The 20413-nt window shown below is 70.4% G+C and carries 18 protein-coding genes and 1 pseudogene; 12 read left to right on the forward strand and 7 right to left on the reverse strand.

Features of this window, described 5'->3' with window-relative positions; translation table 11 throughout:
* The first annotated feature begins 143 nt into the window (after positions 1-143).
* On the forward strand, positions 144-1688 hold the full coding sequence (locus OG588_RS44115; protein ID WP_405952171.1) for a M1 family metallopeptidase: 1545 nt from the start codon (positions 144-146) through the stop codon (positions 1686-1688).
* A gap of 42 nt (positions 1689-1730) precedes the next feature.
* Here the strand turns inward: OG588_RS44115 and OG588_RS44120 are convergent, their stop codons facing one another.
* Positions 1731-2858 (reverse strand): mechanosensitive ion channel family protein, encoded by a 1128-nt coding sequence (locus OG588_RS44120; RefSeq protein ID WP_405952172.1) that lies wholly within the window; start codon positions 2856-2858, stop codon positions 1731-1733.
* 302 nt (positions 2859-3160) lie between these two features.
* Here OG588_RS44120 and OG588_RS44125 point away from each other — a divergent pair, with 302 nt between their 5' ends.
* From OG588_RS44125 to OG588_RS44165, 9 genes and pseudogenes are all read left to right on the forward strand, one after another.
* The gene (locus tag OG588_RS44125; protein ID WP_405952173.1) at positions 3161-3433 is read left to right on the forward strand and encodes an ankyrin repeat domain-containing protein; all 273 of its coding nucleotides are present in this window, start codon (positions 3161-3163) and stop codon (positions 3431-3433) included.
* Positions 3421-3753: pseudogene (locus OG588_RS44130) on the forward strand (ankyrin repeat domain-containing protein); the annotation flags it as partial. The gene OG588_RS44125 and the pseudogene OG588_RS44130, both read left to right, overlap by 13 nt.
* 211 nt (positions 3754-3964) lie before the next feature.
* Positions 3965-5404 carry an FGGY family carbohydrate kinase gene (locus OG588_RS44135; protein WP_405952174.1) on the forward strand — a complete coding sequence of 480 codons (1440 nt, stop codon included), beginning with the start codon at positions 3965-3967 and terminating at the stop codon, positions 5402-5404.
* Positions 5401-6804 carry an NAD(P)/FAD-dependent oxidoreductase gene (locus OG588_RS44140; RefSeq protein WP_405952175.1) on the forward strand — a complete coding sequence of 468 codons (1404 nt, stop codon included), beginning with the start codon at positions 5401-5403 and terminating at the stop codon, positions 6802-6804. Before OG588_RS44135 ends, OG588_RS44140 begins: the two co-directional genes overlap by 4 nt.
* A gap of 92 nt (positions 6805-6896) precedes the next feature.
* Positions 6897-8126 carry an NAD(P)/FAD-dependent oxidoreductase gene (locus OG588_RS44145; protein WP_405952176.1) on the forward strand — a complete coding sequence of 410 codons (1230 nt, stop codon included), beginning with the start codon at positions 6897-6899 and terminating at the stop codon, positions 8124-8126.
* Positions 8127-8217: 91 nt separating this feature from the next.
* Positions 8218-9387, forward strand: a complete 1170-nt coding sequence (locus OG588_RS44150; protein ID WP_405952177.1) for a low temperature requirement protein A — start codon at positions 8218-8220, stop codon at positions 9385-9387.
* A 121-nt stretch (positions 9388-9508) separates the two neighbouring features.
* Positions 9509-10708 (forward strand): MFS transporter, encoded by a 1200-nt coding sequence (locus OG588_RS44155; protein WP_366096879.1) that lies wholly within the window; start codon positions 9509-9511, stop codon positions 10706-10708.
* A 13-nt stretch (positions 10709-10721) separates the two neighbouring features.
* Positions 10722-11096, forward strand: a complete 375-nt coding sequence (locus OG588_RS44160; protein WP_019060084.1) for an ester cyclase — start codon at positions 10722-10724, stop codon at positions 11094-11096.
* Between the two features lie 99 nt (positions 11097-11195).
* Positions 11196-12827, forward strand: a complete 1632-nt coding sequence (locus OG588_RS44165) for an FAD-binding oxidoreductase (protein WP_405952178.1) — start codon at positions 11196-11198, stop codon at positions 12825-12827.
* A 68-nt stretch (positions 12828-12895) separates the two neighbouring features.
* On the opposite strand, the gene OG588_RS44170 is transcribed toward OG588_RS44165, so the two are convergent.
* Genes OG588_RS44170 through OG588_RS44195 form a run of 6 tightly spaced genes read right to left on the reverse strand, consistent with a single transcriptional unit; the run spans position 12896 to position 17534 of the window.
* On the reverse strand, positions 12896-13729 hold the full coding sequence (locus OG588_RS44170; protein ID WP_405952179.1) for an SDR family NAD(P)-dependent oxidoreductase: 834 nt from the start codon (positions 13727-13729) through the stop codon (positions 12896-12898).
* Between the two features lie 17 nt (positions 13730-13746).
* Positions 13747-14196 carry a VOC family protein gene (locus OG588_RS44175; RefSeq protein ID WP_405952180.1) on the reverse strand — a complete coding sequence of 150 codons (450 nt, stop codon included), beginning with the start codon at positions 14194-14196 and terminating at the stop codon, positions 13747-13749.
* Positions 14197-14201: 5 nt separating this feature from the next.
* Positions 14202-14573: a nuclear transport factor 2 family protein gene (locus OG588_RS44180; protein WP_405952181.1), complete on the reverse strand. Its 372-nt coding sequence runs from the start codon at positions 14571-14573 to the stop codon at positions 14202-14204.
* A gap of 43 nt (positions 14574-14616) precedes the next feature.
* Positions 14617-15435: an ester cyclase gene (locus tag OG588_RS44185; protein WP_405952182.1), complete on the reverse strand. Its 819-nt coding sequence runs from the start codon at positions 15433-15435 to the stop codon at positions 14617-14619.
* Positions 15436-15445: 10 nt separating this feature from the next.
* Positions 15446-17095 carry a GMC family oxidoreductase gene (locus tag OG588_RS44190; protein WP_405952183.1) on the reverse strand — a complete coding sequence of 550 codons (1650 nt, stop codon included), beginning with the start codon at positions 17093-17095 and terminating at the stop codon, positions 15446-15448.
* A 25-nt stretch (positions 17096-17120) separates the two neighbouring features.
* Positions 17121-17534, reverse strand: a complete 414-nt coding sequence (locus tag OG588_RS44195) for a nuclear transport factor 2 family protein (RefSeq protein WP_405952184.1) — start codon at positions 17532-17534, stop codon at positions 17121-17123.
* A 318-nt stretch (positions 17535-17852) separates the two neighbouring features.
* Here OG588_RS44195 and OG588_RS44200 point away from each other — a divergent pair, with 318 nt between their 5' ends.
* Both OG588_RS44200 and OG588_RS44205 read left to right on the forward strand, forming a co-directional pair.
* On the forward strand, positions 17853-18692 hold the full coding sequence (locus OG588_RS44200; RefSeq protein ID WP_405952185.1) for a type 1 glutamine amidotransferase domain-containing protein: 840 nt from the start codon (positions 17853-17855) through the stop codon (positions 18690-18692).
* Positions 18693-18732: 40 nt separating this feature from the next.
* Complete coding sequence (locus OG588_RS44205; RefSeq protein ID WP_405952186.1) at positions 18733-20409, forward strand: thiamine pyrophosphate-binding protein; 1677 nt, start codon at positions 18733-18735, stop codon at positions 20407-20409.
* Positions 20410-20413 lie beyond the last annotated feature (4 nt).

A 20413-nucleotide genomic window follows, 5' to 3' on the forward strand; every position in this document is an offset into this window, starting at 1 on the left:
CAGCGGTCCGCCCCCACCCCGGATTCACGCCATTCCTCGCTCAGAGTCATACGAACCCCGTGCTCGCGCGGTCCAGGAGGTCAGAAGACCTCTCACACCCGATGGCCGGTCCGATCGTCCGGCCGCCCGAGCGAAAGCGGATCATGAGATATCGCACCCGAGTGACAGCCCCGGCGGCGGCCCTCATCGGCACGGCCGCGGCCCTGACCGTGGGTTCCCCCGCCCTCGCGGCCCCGCGCGGGCGGGGCACGGAGGGCGCCGAGACCCTCGGCGACCCGGTCTACCCCACCCTCGGCAACGGCGGCTACCGCGTCCTCGCCTACGACCTCGACCTCACCTACGACCCGACGACCAAGCTCGTCGACGGCACGGTGACGACAGAAATCCGCACGACCGAAGCCCTGACCCGCTTCTCCCTGGACGCCCGGGGCCTCGACATTCGCACGGTCCGCGTCCAGGGCCGCCGGGCCGAATTCGAGCAGGCCGACGAGAAGCTGCGGATCACGCCCGCCAGGCCGCTCCCGGCGAAGGCCCGCGTCACCGTCTGCGTGGAGTACTCCGCCGACCCGGGCCGCGCCGCCGCGCCCACCGGCGGCTGGGTCCTCACCCCCGACGGTTTCGCGGTGTGTGGCCAGCCGAACCTGGCGCACACCGTCTTCCCCTGCAACGACCACCCCACCGACAAGGCCGACTTCACGTTCCGGATCACCGTCCCGAACGGGCTGCGCGGGGTTGCGAACGGTCAACTGGTGCGCACCGAGCGGCTGGACGGCGACCGGACCGCGTTCAGCTACCGCTCGCGTTCGCCGATGGCGACCGAGCTGGTGCAGATAGCGGTCGGCGACTACGTGGTCAAGGAACGGCCGGGCCCGCACGGACTGCCGCTGCGCGACATCGTGCCCACCGCGCGCGCCGCCGCCCTCGAACCGGCGCTCGCGCTGACCCCCGGCCTCGTCGACTGGCTCGAACAGCGCCTGGGCGCCTACCCGTTCGAGACGTACGGACTGCTGCCGTGCAACTCGGACGCCCCGGACGCCTTTGATTTCACGGGACTTGAGACCCAGACCCTCACCCTCTACAAGCCGAACTTCCTGCTCCAGGAGGAGAGCAAGATCGGCTCGCACATGATGCACGAGCTGGTCCACTCCTGGTTCGGCAACAGCGTCAGCCCCGCCACCTGGGCCGATCTCTGGCTGAACGAAGGTCACGCCGACTTCTACGGACTGCTCTACCGTTACGAGCGCGGCTGGACCGACTCCCTCGGCCTGACGACGATGGAAGCCCGCATGAAGGACACCTACGCGCGCGGCGACCAGTGGCGCCACGACTCCGGCCCGGTCGCCGCCCCGAACGCCGTCAACCTCTTCGACAGCCAGCGCTACGTGGGCGGCGTCCTCGTCCTCTACGCGCTCCGTCAACTCATCGGCGAGGACACCTTCAACGCCGTGGAACGCGCCTTCCTCGCCCGATACCGCGACTCCGCCGCGACGACGGAGGACTACATCGCCGTCGCCTCGAAGGTCTCCCGCCAAGACCTGTCCGGCTTCCTGCGGGACTGGCTCTACGGTACGGCGACACCGCGCATGCCCGGCCATCCGGACTGGACGGTGACGCCGGTGAACCCGGCACTCACCGTCCCGCACCGCCGGACTGGCGGGCACCACCACGACAACTCGGCGACGCTCTGAGGGAGTTGACCGGTCAGGGTCGGTCGAGCCGGACTTGATCCGTCAGTCGAGCCGGGTGGAGGGGACTTCGCCCGGTTCGTCCTCCGGGGTGCGCTGTTGCGGTATGGCGACCGCCCCCTGAGGGACCGCCCCTTGTGGGAGCGACCCCTGCTGCAACGCCACCGTCCGCGTGGGCGCCGGAATCCGGATGCCCTCCTGCCGGTACCGCTTGTGCAGGCGCTTGATGAACTCGTGCTTGATGCGGAACTGGTCGCTGAACTCCCCGACGCCCAGGATCACCGTGAAGCCGATCCGGGAGTCGCCGAAGGTGTGGAAGCGGATCGCCGGTTCGTGCTCCGGGAGCGCGCCGGTGATGTCGTTCATGACCTCGGCGATGACCTCCATGGTCACCTCCTCGACATGCTCCAGGTCGCTGTCGTAGCCGACGCCCACCTGGACCAGGATCGTCAACTCCTGCTCGGGACGCATGAAGTTGGTCATGTTCGTCTTGGCGAGCTGGCCGTTCGGTATCACGACAAGGTTGTTGGAGAGCGCCCGTACCGTCGTCTGGCGCCAGTTGATGTCCTCGACGTAACCCTCCTCGCCGCTGCTCAACTTGATGTAGTCGCCGGGCTGTACGGTCTTCGAGGCGAGGATGTGGATGCCCGCGAACAGGTTCGCGAGGGTGTCCTGAAGAGCGAGTGCGACGGCGAGACCGCCGACGCCCAGGGCGGTCAGCATCGGCGCTATCGAGATGCCCAGCGTCTGCAGCATCACCAGGAAGCCGATGGCCAGGACCAGTATCCGGGTGATGTTGACGAAGATCGTGGCCGAACCGGCGACCCCGGAGCGGGAGTTGGTGACCGCCCGCACCAGTCCGGCGATCACCCGGGCCGCCGTCACCGTGACGACGAAGATGAGCAGCACCTGGAGGGACTGGTTGACGTGGTGCTGGACGCTCCCGGTGAGCGGCAGCACCGCCGCGGCGGACGCGGCGCCGGCGATGATCGCCGACCAGGGGATCACGGTCCGTACGGCGTCCACGATCATGTCGTCGCCGCTCCACCGGGTGCGGCTGGCGTGCTTGCCCAGCCAGCGCAGCAGCAGACGCAGCAGGAAGCCCGCCAACAGGCCGGAGATCAGCGCTATTCCGGCGAGTGTGAGGTCGTCCAGGGTCAGCGCGCGGGTCATCGGTCACCGCCGGAGGGGGAAACCACGGCGAAAGGGGCCGCCGAGGGCCGGATGTGAAGAGTCGTCACGTTGCTCCACCTGCTCGAAGTACGGGCATTGCCGGAACTGCCGTCGCGCCGGCCGGAACGATTCCCCGCACCGGCGCGACCGCTCATCCTGCCGTATCCGGACGGGGAGTTCGTACCTCGCCCGGGGCCGTGAGCACGGCTTTCAGACGATTCCCTCGGCGAGTTCGGCGGGGTCGCGGTCGGAGCCGTAGGCGGCCGTGGTGTATCCGGCCACGGACTGAGTCTTCAGTCCGCATGATCGCTACCGTCTGCCAGGCTGTCCCCGTGGAGGGAACGGGAACGGGACGGCGTACAGCTCTGGATCCAGCCGTGTGGACTGGCCACGACGACGTGGTGCGGCAACTGCTGGACGCTGGAGCGGACCCCGACCAGCGCATTGGCGAGCATCAGGAAATGGTTCCCCTGCTGTTTGCCGCAGTCCACGGCAGAACGCGCCTGGTCCGGCTGCTTCTGGAGAACGGGGCCGCTCCTGAAGGTGGTGCGATCCGAAAGAAGCCACCCCGCTGATGATGGCCGTCGCCCAAGGGCACACTGAGATCGTCGAGATGCTGGTCGACGGCGGCGCCGACATGAACCGGCGCCAGGGGGTGCACTGGGACGCGGTCCATGCGTCCGCGGCAGCGGGCCGGCCCGACATCGTCCGGCTTCTGCGGGCAAAGGGGGCCGTGTACTCCCCGTGGCACCTGAAGGCTGCCGAAGAGAGCATGGCGAAGCACCGGAGACTCAGCCAGGTCCCATATTACCAAGACCATTTTCCCCCCGACCGGATGGCGGGTCACAGGGCGACGATCATGTTGCTTCGCGAACTGCTGGGGTTGACCTCGTAGGGTCGTTCGGCCCAAAGCCGCACTCCTCGACGTCACCACCCAGTTGGCATCGGGTGCGGCGGCGGCAGTCCTCTGTCGAGGTGCCCCCGGCAAGGTTGGACCATCCCCAACTCGACAGATATATCTGCGATTTGACCGATGATCAGAAACGCTTGACGTGCGGTGCGGACCGACGGCAGGCTGTCGCGAAGTGATCTACGGGAGGGGTGGTATGACGGGTCCGGTACTCGCCGTCGACCAGGGAACATCCGGCACGAAGGCCCTGGTGATCTGTCCCGAACGCGGCGTGATCGGCACCGGGTTCGTCTCGGTGGGAACCCGCCGGGGACCGGGCGGCCTGGTAGAGGCCGACCCCGAGGAACTGTATGAATCGGTGATCACCGCCGGCCGCCGCGCACTTGCCGAGGCCGACGAACCCGTGACGGCACTCGGCCTCGCCAACCAGGGCGAGACCGTGCTCGCCTGGGACCCCGACACCGGAATGCCGCTCACCGACGCACTCGTCTGGCAGGACCGGCGAGCGGAGAGCGTCTGCGCCGAACTCGCCGAGCACGCCGATGAGTTGCGCCGGCTGACCGGCCTGCCGCTCGACCCGTACTTCGCCGCACCCAAGATGGCCTGGATCCGCCGCCACCTAACCCGCGACGGCATGGTCACCACCAGCGACTCCTGGCTGGTCCACCGCCTCACCGGCACCCACGTCACCGACGCCGCGACCGCGGGCCGCACCCAACTCCTCGACCTCGACAAGGCCACCTGGTCACCCCGAGCCCTCGACCTGTACGGCCTGTCCGGCGAACGCCTGCCGGGTGTCGTCGACTGCGCCGAACTCATCGGTACGACAACGGCGTTCGGAGCGGAGATACCCCTCACCGGCCTCGTCGTGGACCAGCAGGCGGCCCTCCTGGCCCAGCGCATCACCGCACCCGGCGGCGCCAAGTGCACCTACGGCACAGGGGCGTTCCTCCTCGCGCACACCGGCGACACACCCCGGCGCGGTGACTCGGGTCTGGTCAGCTGTGTGGCGTGGCGGCTTGGCGGGCGGACCAGCTACTGCCTCGACGGGCAGGTGTACACCGCCGCGTCCGCCGTACGGTGGCTCACCGACCTCGGCGTCATCACCGGCGCCGCCGACCTGGACCGGGTGGGCGGCGCGGTACCGGACACCGGTGGGGTCACCTTCGTTCCCGCCCTCGCCGGGCTCGCCGCCCCCTGGTGGCGCGGCGACGTGCGCGGCTCGCTCACCGGCCTCGGCCTCGACACCACCTCCGGACACCTGGTGCGCGCCCTCTGCGAGGGCCTGGCCGCGCAGGTCGTGGAACTCGCCGAAGCCGCCGCGACCGACCTCGGCACCCCCCTGGACGTGCTCCGCGTGGATGGCGGCCTGACCCGCTCTGCGCTGCTCATGCAGACGCAGGCCGATCTCCTCCAACGCCCCGTCGAGGTCTCCGCGTTGCCGGATGCGACCGCCCTCGGCGTGGGCGCCCTGGCCCAACTCGGCGCGGAGCCCGGGCTGACGCTCGCCGACGCCCTGCCCGACTGGAAACCCGCCGCCGTCTACGAACCGCGCATCACCCCCGACCACGCGGCCGAACGCCTCGCCGCCTTCCGCACCGAAGTGACGGCACTGCTCGACCGGACCCCCGTATGACAGTCACGGTCAACGGACCGCTGCCACCCGGGAGTTACGATGTGGCGGTGGTCGGGGCGGGAGTCGTCGGCTGCGCCATCGCCCGCGAACTCGCCCGCCACCCGCGTCTGCGCGTGGCCCTCGTCGAGGCACAGGACGACGTCGGCCAGGGCACCTCGAAGGCGAACACCGCGATCCTGCACACCGGCTTCGACGCGGTACCGGGTTCGCTGGAAGCCCGCCTCGTCCGCGAGGGTTCACGCCAACTCACCGCGTACGCCGCCGAGTCGGGCATCGCCGTCGAGCCGGTGGGCGCGCTGCTCGTGGCCTGGGACGAGGAACAGCTCGCCGCGCTACCGCACTTGGCGGAGAAGGCCGTACGGAATGAGTACGGTGACGCTCGTCTCATCGACCGTCCCGAACTGTACGAACGTGAACCGCATCTCGGCCCGGGTGCGCTCGGCGCCCTGCACGTGCCCGGCGAGAGCATCATCTGCCCCTGGACGACGACACTGGCGTACGCGACACAGGCGGTCCACCACGGAGTCGACCTGCACCTCAACTCGCCGGTGAGTGAAGTCAGTTGGCGAGAGGGTGCTCACCTCCTCACCACCGCCCGGGGCGCCCTCCGCGCCCGCTGTCTCGTCAACGCGGCCGGTCTGCACGCCGACACCCTCGACCGGCACCTCGGCCACCACGACTTCACCGTCACCCCGCGCCGGGGCCAGCTGATCGTCTTCGACAAACTCGCCCGCGACCTGCTCCACCACATCCTCCTGCCCGTCCCCACGACACTCGGCAAGGGGGTTCTGGTCACCCCGACCGTCTACGGCAACCTGCTCCTAGGCCCCACCGCCGAGGACCTGGACGACAAGCGCGCGACCGGTTCCACGGCCGAGGGGCTCGCGCTGCTGCGGGAGAAGGGCGCCCGCATCCTCCCCGCGCTGCTCGACGAGGAGACCACCGCCGTTTATGCCGGACTGCGCGCCGCCACCGAACAGGGCGACTACCGCATCGCCGCCCACCCCGAGCAGGCGTACGTCACGGTGGGCGGCATCCGTTCCACCGGTCTGACGGCGTCCATGGCCATCGCCGCGCATGTCACCGGGTTGCTGGCCGATACGGGCCTCGACCTGGGCCCGGTGCGGGACTTTGGACCGGTCCACATGCCGAATCTCGGCGAGGCCCACCCGCGCCCCCATCAGAGCGCCCAACTCGTCGCCGCCGACCCGGAGTACGGCACCCTCGTCTGCCACTGCGAGCGTGTCTCACGCGGCGAGATCCGGGACGCGCTCGCCAGTACGGTGCCACCGCGCAACCTCGACGGACTGCGTCGCCGGACGCGGGCGCGGGCGGGGCGCTGTCAGGGGTTCTACTGCGGGGCGACTGTACGGGAGTTGTTCGAAAGGGCTGAGGCATGATCCATGCGACGCCCAAAGGGGCCGAGGCATGATCCACGCGACGCCCGATGGGGCTGACGCATGATCCACGCGACGCCCGAAGGAGCCCGGCCATGACTCGCCCGGAACGCGAAGTGGACGTCCTGGTGGTCGGCGCCGGACCCGCAGGACTCGCCGCCGCCGCGCGCCTCGCCGCTGCCGGAGTCGCCCGCGTCGAAGTCCTGGACCGGGAGCTGCAGGCCGGGGGAGTGCCCCGGCACTGCCACCACGGCGGCTTCGGCACCTGGACGCATCCGCTCACCGGGCCCGCGTACGCCCGCCTGGTGCTCGCCGCCGCCATGCGGGCCGGTGCCGTCGTCCGTACCGGGATCACCGCCCTCGACTGGGCGGGGCCGTTGGCCCTGGACACCGTGGGACCGCAAGGCCCGGAGACCATCCACGCGGCAGCCGTCGTCCTCGCCACGGGTGCCCGCGAACGGCCGCGCGCGGCCCGGCTGGTGCCGGGGAGCCGCCCCGATGGGGTGTACACCACAGGGGAGTTGCAGCAGGCGGTGCATCTCCACGGGCAGCGGATCGGCACCCGTGCCGTCGTGGTCGGTGCCGAGGGCGTCTCCTACGCCGCCGCCGACACCGTGCGGGCGGCCGGAGCCCAGGTCGTCGCCATGGTCACCGAGTTGGACCGTTCCCAGACGACCATCGCCCGCACCCACAACTCCCGCCTCCGCCACCGCATCCCCCTCCTCACCGACACCACGGTCACCGAACTCATCGGCCACGGGCGGCTGTCCGGCGTCCGCGTCCGGCACCGGGACGGCCGTACCGTCCAATTGGCCTGCGACACCGTCGTGTTCACCGGTGACTTCGTGCCCGACCATGAACTCGCCCGGCGGGGGCGCCTCGACCTGGACCCCGGCACCCGGGGCCCCGCCGTCGACGGGGCCCTGCACACCTCACGGCCCGGTGTGTTCGCGGCGGGTAGTCTCCTGCACCCCGTCGAGAGCGCGGCCACCGCCACCCGCGAGGGGATCCGGGTCGCCGCCGCCGTTCTGGAGAGCCTCGCCGGTGCCGAATGGCCCCGCCACACCGTGCCGTTGCTCGTCGAGCCGCCCCTGCGCTGGATCGCCCCGAACCGGGTCTTCCCGGGCGACGACCACCCGTACGTCCTGCGCACCTCGGCCCTGGTGAACCGGCCGGTCCTGCAAGTCGTCCAGGACGGGCGGCTGTTGCACAAGGAGTGGCTGGGGACAGTCGTACCGAACCGCACGCTGACCCTGACGGCGGACTGGACCCGGCTCGTCGACGTGACGGGCGGGCCGGTGCGGGTGACGCTCACCGAGCGCTGAAGTTCGGACAGCCGGGCGGTGAACTTGCCGCAATGGGTGGCTACTTCGCGCATTCCCTGTTTGTCGGGGCCCGCCGTGTCCCGATACGACGATGACCGACGCAACCGCGACAACGACCGTCCCGGCCGTTCAGGTGCGCGACCGGGCCACCTGGGCGGAGCTCTTCTTCGATCTGGTCCTCGCGTTCGGCGTGGGCCAGATCGCGCACCTGCTCGCCGGACACGCCACCTGGCCCGTGCTGGGACAGTGCCTGCTCGTGCTCGTCCCGCTGTGGTGGGCCTGGGTGGACGTCGTCATGGCGATGAACGCCGTGCACGAGACCAGTCTCCAGCGCGTGTTCCTGATGCTGACCGCACTCGCCGTCTACGGCATGGCGGTTGCCGCGCCACAGGCGCTCGACAACCGGGAGCAGGCCCTGCTGTACGCGGGCAGCTACCTTGCCCTGCGTCTGCTCATCGGCGAGGCCATCCGCAGAGAGTGCGCGCTCTACACCATCCACCCCTACCGCGCCGGACTCGCCTTCGCCCTCGTGCTGTTCGGCGCCGCGACCCTCCCCGCCCCCTGGCGCGAGGTGTGCTGGGCGGTCGCCGTGGTCGCCGAACTGGCGGCGCCTGTGCTCCTCAGCGGCCATCTGCGGCGACTGGCCTTCGGTGTCAACCATCTCCCGGAAAGATTCGGCCTGTTCATCATCATCGCGCTCGGCGAGAACATCTTCTCCGTCGGCGCCGGAGTCGCCAAAGGACCGCTCGACCCGGTCAGCCTGACCGCGCTTGTCCTCGCCTTCCTCATCGGTTGCGCCCTGTGGTGGCTCTACTTCCACCTCGTCGCCTCGGCCGTCGCCCACGCCCTGCGCACCCACCCCACCCCCGCGATCGTCGTCCGGGACGTGCTCAGCTACGGCCATCTCGTCCTGGTCGCCGGGCTGTTGCTGGTCTCCGTCGGCGCCGTACGCACCGTCCACGACCCGCTGCGCGTCCCGCACTCCGGCACTGCCGGACTGCTGCCGGTCGGCGCCGCCCTGATCCTGCTGACGTTCTGCTACACGCGCCGCCGGATGTTCGGCGCCGCGTCCGCCACCCGCTTCTACTGCGGCCTCGTGCTGCTGGCCGCCGCCGCGGTCGCACCCCTCCTGCCGGCCCTCGCGGTACTGGCCTCCACCGCCCTGCTGCTCCTGCTGGTCAACGCCGTGGAGCACTGGCTGATCAGCTCCGGCCGCAGCGTGCCGCTGGTGCTGCGCGCACGCGCTTTCGGCGCGACCTGACGTAGTGCGGGGACGGACCTCGGGCAGTGCCGGGGTCCTCCTCGCCGCGCGCGCGACGGTCCTTGGACCGCTCCTACGGTCACCGCATGCACCTTTCCCGCTCGGAAGAGGAGGTGGCGTGATGCCCTCCCGCAACAGCGCCTTACCGGCCTTGCTGTCACTCTCACTGGGCTACTTCAGCCTGGGGACGATCTCGCTGGCGGTCGTCGGCCTGAACGGTCCGATCGGGGACGATCTGCACGTCGAACCCGCCTCGGTGGGCATACTCGTCACCGTCTTCGCGCTGACCTTCGCGGTCTTCGCGCCCTCGGCCCCCATCCTGCTGCGCCGCTGGAACCGCAAGCGTGTCCTCCTCGTCGGCATCGGGCTGCTCACCGTCGGTGCCGCGCTCGGGGCCGTGGCGCCCAACTACGGCTTCCTGACGGCCACTCGGGTCCTCGCCGCGATGGGCGCCGCCGTCTTCGGCCCCGGCGCCTCGGCGGCCGGTGCGCTCATCGTCCCGACGGAGCGCCGACAGCGGGCCCTGGCCACCGTCTTCGGCGGGATGACGGCCGCCGCCGTGCTCGGTGTGCCGCTGGCGTCCTTCCTCGGCGGCAGCCTCGGCTGGCGTCCGGCCCTCCTCGGTGTGGCCGTGCTCTCCGCGATCGCCTTCGTGACGGTGTTCGTGTTCGTCCCCGAGATCCCGGCCGGCGAACCGCCCACCGTGCAGGCCTACCGGGGCGCGCTGCGCACCCCCGCCACCGTGGCCACCGTCTCGACGACCCTCCTGTTCATGGCCGCCCAGTTCACCGTCTACGGCATCGCGGGCGCCTATCTCAAGGACCGCTTCGACGCGTCGTCCGGGCTGATCTCGGTGACCCTGCTCGCCTTCGGTGTGATCGGTGTCGCGGGCAACGCGTCCGCGCCGAGGATCGCCGAACGGCTGGGCGGCGAACGGACGGTGGGCCTCGCCGTCATCGGACTCGCCCTGGGCTTCGCCCTGTTGCTGGTCGCCCCGCACTCCACCGCCGGGCTCGTGTTCTTCGCGTTCTGGGCCTTCTTCAGCCAGCTCTACCAGGCCCCGCAGCAGGCCCGACTGGTCGAACTGGTGCCGCTGCAACCGGGGTTGATCCTCGCCCTGAACGCCGCCGCGCTCTACCTCGGGATGAGCCTCGGCAGCTTCATCGGCAGCTCGCTGCTGCCGGGCGTGGGCGCGGGCCCCATCCCGGCCGCGGCCCTGGGCGTCCTCGTCCTCGCCGCGCTGGCCCATCTGCTGTCCGTCCGGCAGGCGTCGGCGGCCAAGGTCGCCGAGCAGTCCGCCACACCTGTACACATCAGTTAGCCAAGGAGAACTCATGAGCAGCCACCAGGTGCACTTCGTGCGCGACTACCTGGAGACCGTCTGGAACCAGGGGCAGACCGACCTGGCCGACAAGTACCTGGCCGCGGACCTCATCCAGCACAACCCGAACCTGCCCGACGGGCGCAAGCCGCTGGTCGAGTTCATCGAGGGCTTCCGCAAGCAGCTCCCCGAGGCACGGTTCGAGATCAAGCGCGCGGCGGGCTCGGGGGACCTGGTCTTCGTGCACACCCACTTCCGCGCCACCTCGACGGACCGGGGCTCGGCCGTCGTGGAGATCTTCCGGCTCGAGAACGACCTGATCGCCGAGCACTGGGACGTCCGCGACGAGATCCCGGAGACCACGGTCAGCGGACACGACGTCGTCTGACGCCGGCCCACCTCAACTCCTGCCGCCCAGAAGGCTCCTGGCCTCCTGGGCGGCAGTTTTTTCACGAGACGAGTTCTTCGCGAGACAAAGGAGACAGCAGTGACAAGACAGCCCCCCGACCGACGCCCGGCCGCCGGACTCACCCGGCGCGGACTCCTCGGTACCGCCACCGCCGCAGGGATCGCCGCGGCCGTAGTCCCCACCCGAGCCCTGGCCGCAGACAGCACGGTCACGGACACCACCACCCCCGCCGCGGTCACCGTCGGCGCCTCGGACGCCCGCTATCTCGACCTCACATCCCGCGGCTACAACGCGAGATTCGTCGCCGCCCCCGACTCGATACGCCTCGTCCACACCACCGCGCAGGTGGTGTCCGTCGTCCAGGAGGCGGTCGACGCCGGCAAGCGCATCGGCGTACGCGGCGGCGGCCACTGCCTGGACTCACTGGTCGACGACCCCGACGTACGGATACTCGTCGACATGTCAGAGATGGACGCGGTCCGCCACGACCCCGCCCGCCGCGCCTTCCTCGTCGAGGGCGGCGCCACCCTCGGCCACGTCTACCGCACCCTGTACCTGGAGTGGGGCGTGTCCCTGCCCGGTGGGACCTGCCCGACCGTCGGGGTCGGCGGACACGTCACCGGCGGCGGTTACGGCGCGATGTGCCGCCAGTACGGCGCCGTCGTCGACCATCTCTACGCCGTCGAGGTCGTCGTGGTCGACGCCTCCGGCACCGCCCGTGCCGTGGTCGCCACCCGCGAGGCCGACGACCCGCACCGCGACCTGTGGTGGGCCCATACAGGCGGCGGCGGAGGCACCTTCGGCATCGTCACCCGCTACTGGTTCCGCGCCCCCGACGCCACCGGCACCGACCCCTCCACCCTGCTGCCCCGGCCGCCCAAGACCCTGCTGAAGTCGACGGTCGCCATCAAGTGGACCGACCTCACGGAAGCCGCCTTCACCGCGCTGATCGCGAACCACGGCGCCTGGCACGCCCGCAACAGCGTCGCCGGCTCCTCCTACGACAGCCTCCACAGCGTCCTCATCCTCTACAACCGCGTCCAGGGCAGCCTCGTCCTCAACACCCAGATAGACGGCACCCGTTCGGACGCCTCGGCCCTCCTCGACGCCTACGTCGCCGCGGTCACCGGCGGCATCGGCGTGCCGTACACCGACGCCCGCTCCTCCTGGCCCTGGCTGAAGACGACCCTCAAGGACCCCTACGACACCGGCCTTTACAACCGCACGAAGTCCAAGGGCGCCTATCTGCGCCAGGGTTGGTCCGCCACCCAGGCCAAGACGCTCTACGGCTACCTCTCCGACGCCACCTACGACGGGCACGCAGGCATCCTGCTCTACTCCTACGGCGGCAAGGTCAACACCGTGTCGCCCACAGCCACCGCGCTCGCCCAGCGGGACTCGGTCCTCAAGGCCAACTTCACGACGTACTGGCCGGATCCGGCACAGGACGACCGGCACGTCGCCTGGATGCGCGCCCTGTACCGCGACCTGTACGCGGACACCGGCGGGGTGCCGGTGCCGAACGACACCAACGACGGGTCGTACATCAACTACCCCGACACCGACCTCACCGACCCGGCCTGGAACACCTCCGACGTGCCCTGGCAGACCCTGTACTTCAAGGGGAACCTCACCAAGTTGCAGCGGGTGAAGGCCATTTGGGACCCGGGCAACGTGTTCCACCACAAGCTGTCCGTCACCGCGAGCTAGCACCCGCACACCACGAAGCCCCCGCCTCGCGTGCACGAGGCGGGGGCTCGGTGTTGCCCAGCGCGGGGTCAGACCAGGTCGGCCGGGAAGCTCACCCCGGTCAGCGACTCGCTCAGTGCGCGCAGCCGGGCGCGGTCGCGCTCGTCGTAGGCCTGGGCACCCGCGCGGGACCGCTGGGTGCGGTTGAAGTAGGCGCCCGTGACGGTGTCGAGGGCCGGGTCGGTGATCATGCGCAGGGTGCTGTGCACGCCCTCCTCGACCGTGGACTGCGGGGTGAAGAGGTTCACGACCATCTTGGTCGGCATGTACGACGCCGGGTGCAGGGCGTTGGCCGTCACGCCGGTGCCGCGCAGCCGCTCGGCCAGGTCGAAGGTGAGGCTGATCTGGGCGAGCTTGGCCTGGCAGTACGCCTGCACCCCGTCCCAGTTCCGCTCCAGCATCACGTCACGGAAGTCGATCGGCGCCTGGCCCGCGGAGCTGACGTTGATGATGCGGGCCGGGGCCGAGCGCACCAGGAGTGGCGCGAGCCGGCAGCTGAGCATGTAGGCCGCCAAGTAGTCGACCTGGAAGGTGAGTTCCAGGCCGTCCTGGCTCTCCTGGCGGGCCAGTTCGACGCCGATGCCGGCGTTGTTCACCAGCGCGTCGAGCCGGTCGTGCGTGGAGAGGATCCGGTCGCCGAGCTTGCGGATGTCCTCCAGCGAGGAGAAGTCGGCCAGCTCGTAGCTGAGCCTGTCGTTGCCGGTGGACGCGCGCAGTTCGGACAGCTGCTCCTCGCCCTTGGTCGCACTGCGGCCGTGCAGGATCAACGACGCCCCCTGCGCGGCGAGTTCACGGGCCAGCTCACGGCCCATGCCGTCGGTGGCGCCGGTGAGGAGGATGGTCTGGTCGGGGACGGGCCTCATGGTGGGGGACTCTCCTGTCAGGCGTACGTGGCCAGTTCGTCGGTGGGCTGATCGGTGTATCCCTGGCTGACCTCCAGCACGATGCCGTCCGGGTCGGACACCCACACCGTCTTCCAGCCGGGGATGAACTCGTCGAAGGTCAACGGGCCGAGCAGCGGCTCCAGTTCGCCTCCGGCGGCGGCGAGGAACGCGTCCACGTCGTCGACCTGGAAGGCGAGATGGCGTGCCGTGCCGGGGTTGGCCGGGCCGTCCTTCGCCGTGGTGAACAGGGCGTCCGCGTCGGTCGCGAACAGCTCCAGATAGACCGGGCCATTGCGCAGGAACACCACGCGGACCCCGTCGGCCTCCACCACCCGGGCCCGGGCGAACCCGAAGTGCCGGGTGTAGAAGTCCTCTGTGGCCTTCTGGTCACGGCAGTTGAGGCCGACGTGCGACCAGCGCAGGCCGGCCGGGGCAGCGGTCGTCATCGCGCTCACGTCCCGGTGACCGCGGCGAACGGCACGCTGTCGTGGAAGTTCGCGAAGTAGGTGATGAGGCCGCCGGTGACGCGGAAGTAGTTGCACACCTTGGCCTCGACGGTGATGCCGTCGTGAGTGCGGCCGGTGATGTCGGAGACCACCGCGGCCTGTTCGCCGTCCACGACCACGTGCCGGGGGACGTTGGCGAAGGAGGCGTACATCTCCGGGAAGCCCTTCATCATCTCCCGGAGCGTCTCGCGGCCCTCGACATGTCCGGCCAGCTGCTCGTCCATGGTCTGGTCGGCCGCGAACAGGTCGCACCAGGCGTCCCACTCGCCGGAGTTGGCCAGCCGGTAGTACGCGTCGACCACTTCTCGGGTGTCCATGCGCCCGTCCTTTCTGTGGCTGTCTGAGGTGCGGGAGTGATGATCAGGGGAGCGGGACGCCTACCTGGCGCATCAGACCGGCGGTGTCGGCCTGCACCCAGCGCTCGACGACCTTGCCGTCCTCCAGCCGGTAGACCTCAAGGCTGGTCCAGGAGACCTCCCTGCCGGTCGGCTCCTGGCCGAAGAACGGGGCGATGTGCTTGCCGTGGAAGGTGATGTGCATGATCACCTTGTCGGGCGAGGCCGGGTACAGGGCGTCGAGGCCCACGGAGAAGTCGAGCCCGTCGTACGCGCCCTGGATGATCCCCTTCAGCTCCTCCAGGCTCTCGCAGCTCCACGCCGGGTTGTTGTCGTGGAAGGTCGGCCCGAACAGGTCGTCGAGGTCGTCCAGGCGGCGCTGGTTGACGGCGTCGCTGACCTGCTGGACGACGGCCAGGTTCAGGGCGTCCGAGGAGATCTGCTCGCGCAGGCCGAGCATGTCGTCCTGCGCCCAGCGCTCCACGAACAGGCCGCCCTGGACCCGCCAGATCTCGGTGGTGGACCACTCCACCTTGCGGCCCGTGGCCGGGAGGCCGAGCAGTGGCGCGAGATGCGTGCCGGTCAGCTTGACCCGGGTCAGGACCCGGTCCTCGCCTAGCGCCGACAGCTCGTCCAACTCGCCTTTCAGGTCAAGGGAGTTGTACGCCCCGCGGAGTGCCTCCAGGTAGGAGTCGATACCGGTGATGTCGAACCCGGGGTGGTGGTCGGTGAAATCGGCGGCGATGACCCGGGGGATCTCCGCCAGGTCACCGGAGTTGAACGCGTCGAGGAAGCGCCGGTACAGCGCCAGGTTCTCCTGCTGGGTCTGGTCAAGGTCGGACATGGTGCATCCCCTAGCTCAAGTGGACGTCGGACAGGGACGGTTGGGAGAGAGACGGCACGGACTCCGAAGGAGCGGACCGGGACGGGACGGCGGCCTCGCGGACGAACGCCGCCGCACGCTCGCCGATCATCACGGCCGGCGCGTGCGTGTTGCCCGCGGTGATCGACGGCATCACCGACGCGTCCGCGATCCGCAGCCCCGCGATGCCGTGCACGCGCAGCTCCGGGTCCGTGACGGCGTCCGCGCCCGTGCCCATCCGGCAGGTGCCGGCCGGGTGCCACAGGGTGGTCGCGTTCGCGGCGACGTACCCGCGCAGCTCCTCGGGACCGGTGATGTCCTTGCCCGGGCCCAACTCGTCGCCGCGGAACGGGTCGAAGGCCCGGGTGGCCGCCAACTCGCGGGCCAGTTGCACCCCGTGCACGAGAACGTCGAGGTCGGCCGTGGAGGTGAGGTAACCGGCGCTGACGACGGCGTTGGACTCCGGGCTGGCGTCGCGCAGCCGTATCCGGCCCCGGCTCTGCGGGCGCAGCGCGATCGGCGCGAAGGTGAAGCCGGGTCCCTCCCACTGGTCGGCGGGGGCGTCGGTCGGCAGGAACTTGATGGGGCCGAAGGTGAACTGCAGGTCGGGGGAGTCCTCCGGGCCCGCCTCGCGGGTGTGGGTGAACAGCCCCGCCTCGGACAGCAGTGCCCCGTCCGGGTGCTCCTGGAGTGACTGGTAGCAGATCGGCACGAACAGGTGGTCCTGGAGTCCGACGCCGACGCCCGGCAGATCCTGGACGCAGCGGATGCCGTGCTCCCGCAGGTGCGCGGCCGGGCCGATCCCGGACAGCATGAGCAGCTTCGGCGTCTCGAACGCCCCGGCGGACACGATGACTTCGCCCTCGGCGCGCAACTGCCGCCGTTCGCCGTCCTGGACGTACTCGATGCCCGTGACCCGTGTCCCGTCCAGCAGCAGCCGGGTGACCAGGGTGTCGGTGAGTACGGTCAGGTTGGAGCGGTCCAAGGCCGGCCGGAGATAGGCGTCGGCGGTGCTGCACCGGTGGCCCGCGTCGTCGCGGAACGTCTGGTACAGGAAGCCGAAGCCCTCCTGCCGGGCGCCGTTGTAGTCGCCGTCGGTGTCCGTGGCGTAGCCGAGTTCACCGGCGCCTTCCACGAACGCCCGGGCGATCGGGGCGGGTCGGTCGAGCTGCCGGACCCGGACGGGACCGCCCGCGCCGCGGAACGCGTCGGCGCCGCCCGAGTAGTCCTCGGCCTTACGGAAGAACGGCAGGACGTCGTCGTAGGACCAGCCGGTGGCGCCCTCGGCGACCCAGCGGGTGTAGTCGTGACGGCTGCCGCGCACCCACATCAGGGCGTTGACGGAACTGCAGCCGCCGACGACCTTGCCACGGGCCACGGGGACACGGCGGCCCTCCATGCCCGCCTCGGACTCGGTGACGTAGCCCCAGTCGATCTCGCTCCGCCACTCGGCGGTGAGCAGCGAGAGGACCGAGGCCGCGTCGGCCCGGTGTATCTCGGGGCGCTCGTCCCAGCCGCCCGCTTCCAGCAGGACCACGCTCACGGACGGGTCCTCGCTCAGCCGGGCCGCGACCGCACAGCCGGCCGAGCCGGCGCCGACGACGATGTAATCGGCCCCGAGGGGCACCGACTTCGACGGCATGACAGCCTCCAAAAGGTGTCGGGGATCAGATGGCGGCCGGCTCGCCGACCCGGTAGTCGACGATCAGCGGACGGGCACCCGGCGTGGAACGTTCCAACTGCCATTTCTGGTTGATCCGGAAGGACGAGACGGTGCCGTCCGCGGTCGACTTGGCGGTCCACACCACCGTGACGTCGAGGTCGATACGGGTGCCGTCCTCCTGCTGGGTGACCTTCTCGACGGTGTGGCTCTGGTCGGTGTAGGCCTCGCCGACGGCCGTGTACCAGTCGAGGAAGTCCGCGTGGCTGTGCAGGGTCCGCTCCGGGAAGGCCATCACCAGGCCCTTGTCGGTGACGAAGGGCAGCAGCTCCTCGACCGGCGCGTGCTCGCTCAGCAGGTCGTACCAGCGCTGCACGAACGCGGCGATCTCCCGGTCGGAGCCGGTCTGTTCGCTCGGCATGAAAGTCTCCGCTCATCGGGGTTCCGCTCCCGGGGGCCGGAAGCGACACACGTCCGATGACCCCACAACCGCGCCCGCCCCGGCCGCTCGCGCACGGGGACCGGTCGCACTGTGCGAAGTCGCCGCGAGAGCTGCGGCAACTCCCGCTGAAAGCGCCCGAGTTCACCGGTCGAAGATCGATGGCCAGGACATGCCGTAGTGCGTTCGGCCACTTGAGGATGTGCCGCGACCCGGGCCCCGGCGCCGACCGGCGCGAACTCCGCCGACGTACACAGGAATCCGCCAGTCGGCACCGTCCCGCAGAACGGGAGGAACCCCATGAGCAAGCGCATTCTGGTCGTCCTGTCCGAATACGGTTACTGGGGTGAGGAGTTGATCGGCCCCCTGGAGACCTTCGACCAGGCCGGCTACCATCTCACCTTCGCCACCGCGACCGGCAAGCGCCCGCACGCGCTGCCGCCGAGCATGGACCCCGAGTACGTCGACCCGCCGCTCGGCCGGTCCGTCACCACGCCCGAGATCGCGGACAAGGTGCGGAAGGTCGAGGCCTCGGACCGGCTCGACAACCCCCTTGGCCTGTCCTCCTGGCTGCCCGACCGGCCCTACCGGTCAAAGCCGTACTTCCTGCGCGACTGGGAGGCCTACAACACCCGCCTGGAGCAGGTGCGTTCACAGATCGCCGACCGCTACGACGCGCTGCTGATCGTCGGCGGCAGCGGACCGATCGTCGACCTCGCCAACAACTGGCGCGTCCACGACCTGATCCTCGCCTTCCACGCACTGGACCGGCCGATCGCCGCCGAGTGCTACGGCGTCGCCTGCCTCGCCTTCGCCCGCGACCAGGAGACCCGCGTCTCCCTGATCCGCGGCAAGCACGTCACCGGCCACTGCATCGAGTACGACTACAAGGACGGCACCGGATTCCTCGGCACCGACTTCGTGATGGGGCCGCCTCCGTACCCGCTGGAGTACATCCTGCGCGACGCCACCGCACCCGGTGGCGCGTACCACGGGAACTTCGGCAAGACGACCTCCGTCATCGTCGACTACCCGTTCATCACGGGCCGTTCGACGCCCGACTCCTACCTGACCGGACAGAAGACCGTCGAGGTCCTCGAAGAGGGCCTGCGGCAGTGGGGGTTCACGGCGACCGCCTGAGGCCGCCCGACGCCCTTTGCTCCGACGAGAGGTGAGCACGATGGACAGCAGGCCCGCGCGGATCGCGCTGCTCGAACAACTGCAGGCCGAAGGGGTCCGGTTCATGTTCGGCAACCCCGGCACGGTCGAGCAGGGGTTCCTCGACGAACTGCGCTCCTTCCCCTCGATCCAGTACATCCTGGCCCTCCAGGAGTGCACGGCCGTCGGCATGGCGGACGGCTACGCACGCGCCACCCGCACCCCGGCGGTCCTGCAACTCCACTCCGGAGTCGGGCTCGGCAACGGCATCGGCATGCTCTACCAGGCGATGCGCGGCCACGCCCCGATCGTCACCCTGGTCGGCGAGTCCGGGCTGCGCTACGACAGCATGGACGCGCAGATGGCCGCCGACCTGGTCGGCATGGCGAAGCCGGTGACCAAGTGGGCCACCCGCGTGGTCGATCCCGACTCCACGCTCCGGGTGCTGCGCCGCGCCTTCAAGGTCGCCGCGACCCCGCCGTACGGTCCGGTACTGGTCGTGCTGCCCGCCGACGTGATGGACCACGAGACCGCCGAACCGGTGGCGCCCGTGTCCTACCCGGAGACGCGCAGCCTGCCGACCCCGGACACTGTGGCGAAGGCCGCGGCCCTGCTCGCCGACGCCCGCAAACCGCTCGTCATCGCCGGTGACGGGGTCCACTTCGCGGGCGCCCAGGCCGAGTTGGGGCGACTGGCCGAGGTGTGGGGCGCCGACGTGTACGGCGCGGACTGGGCCGAGGTCAACCTGTCCGTCGAACACCCCGCCTACGCGGGCCAGTTGGGCCACATGTTCGGCGAGCAGAGCCGGAAGATCACCGGTGCCGCCGACGGTGTCCTCATCGTGGGCACCTACGCGCTGCCCGAGGTGTACCCGGCGCTCGACGGCGTCTTCGGGGCGGGCGTCCCGGTCGTGCACATCGACCTGGACTCCGGCGCGATCGCCAAGAACCACCCCGTCGACCTCGGCATTGTCGCCGACCCCAAGGCCACCCTGCGTCTCCTCGCGGACGCGCTGGGCCGGGAGATGGGCCTCGGGCGGCGGACCGCGGCGGCCGAGCGGCTGCGCCGGCACGCCGCGCAGCGCTCGGCCGCGCTCGCCAAGGCCGACGAACGGGCCGAGGCCGCCGCCGAGGCCGCGGATTTGCCCACCATCGCCCTCGCCAAGGAGTTCGCCCGCCGGCTGCCGTCGGACGCGATCCTCTTCGACGAGGCGCTGACGGCGTCCCCGGCGCTCTTCCGCCGGCTCCCGGCGACCGTGCCGGGCCAGTGGATGCAGACCCGCGGCGGCTCCCTCGGCGTTGGTATCCCCGGCGCGCTGGGCGCCCAACTCGCCCACCCCGACCGCACGGTGGTCGGTTTCACCGGCGACGGCGGCAGCATGTACACCTTCCAGGCACTGTGGACGGCGGCCCGCTACGGCCTCCCCACCAAGTTCGTCATCTGCAACAACGGCAGCTACAAGCTCCTTGAGGACAACATCGAGGAGTACTGGCGGGAGCAGCGCATCCCCGCCCACGAACAGCCCGAGATCTTCGACCTGAGCAGCCCGGCCGTCGACTTCGTCTCCCTCGCCGGCTCGCTCGGCGTGGCCGCCGTCCGGGTCGAGAAGCCCAGGCAGGCGGAGGAGGCGGTCGCGCAGGCGCTCGCGCACCGCGGGCCGTTCCTCATCGACCTGGTCACCGCGAAGGGGAAGGGGTAGCCGC

Source organism: Streptomyces prunicolor, from assembly GCF_045162825.1.
Lineage (GTDB): Bacteria > Actinomycetota > Actinomycetes > Streptomycetales > Streptomycetaceae > Streptomyces > Streptomyces prunicolor.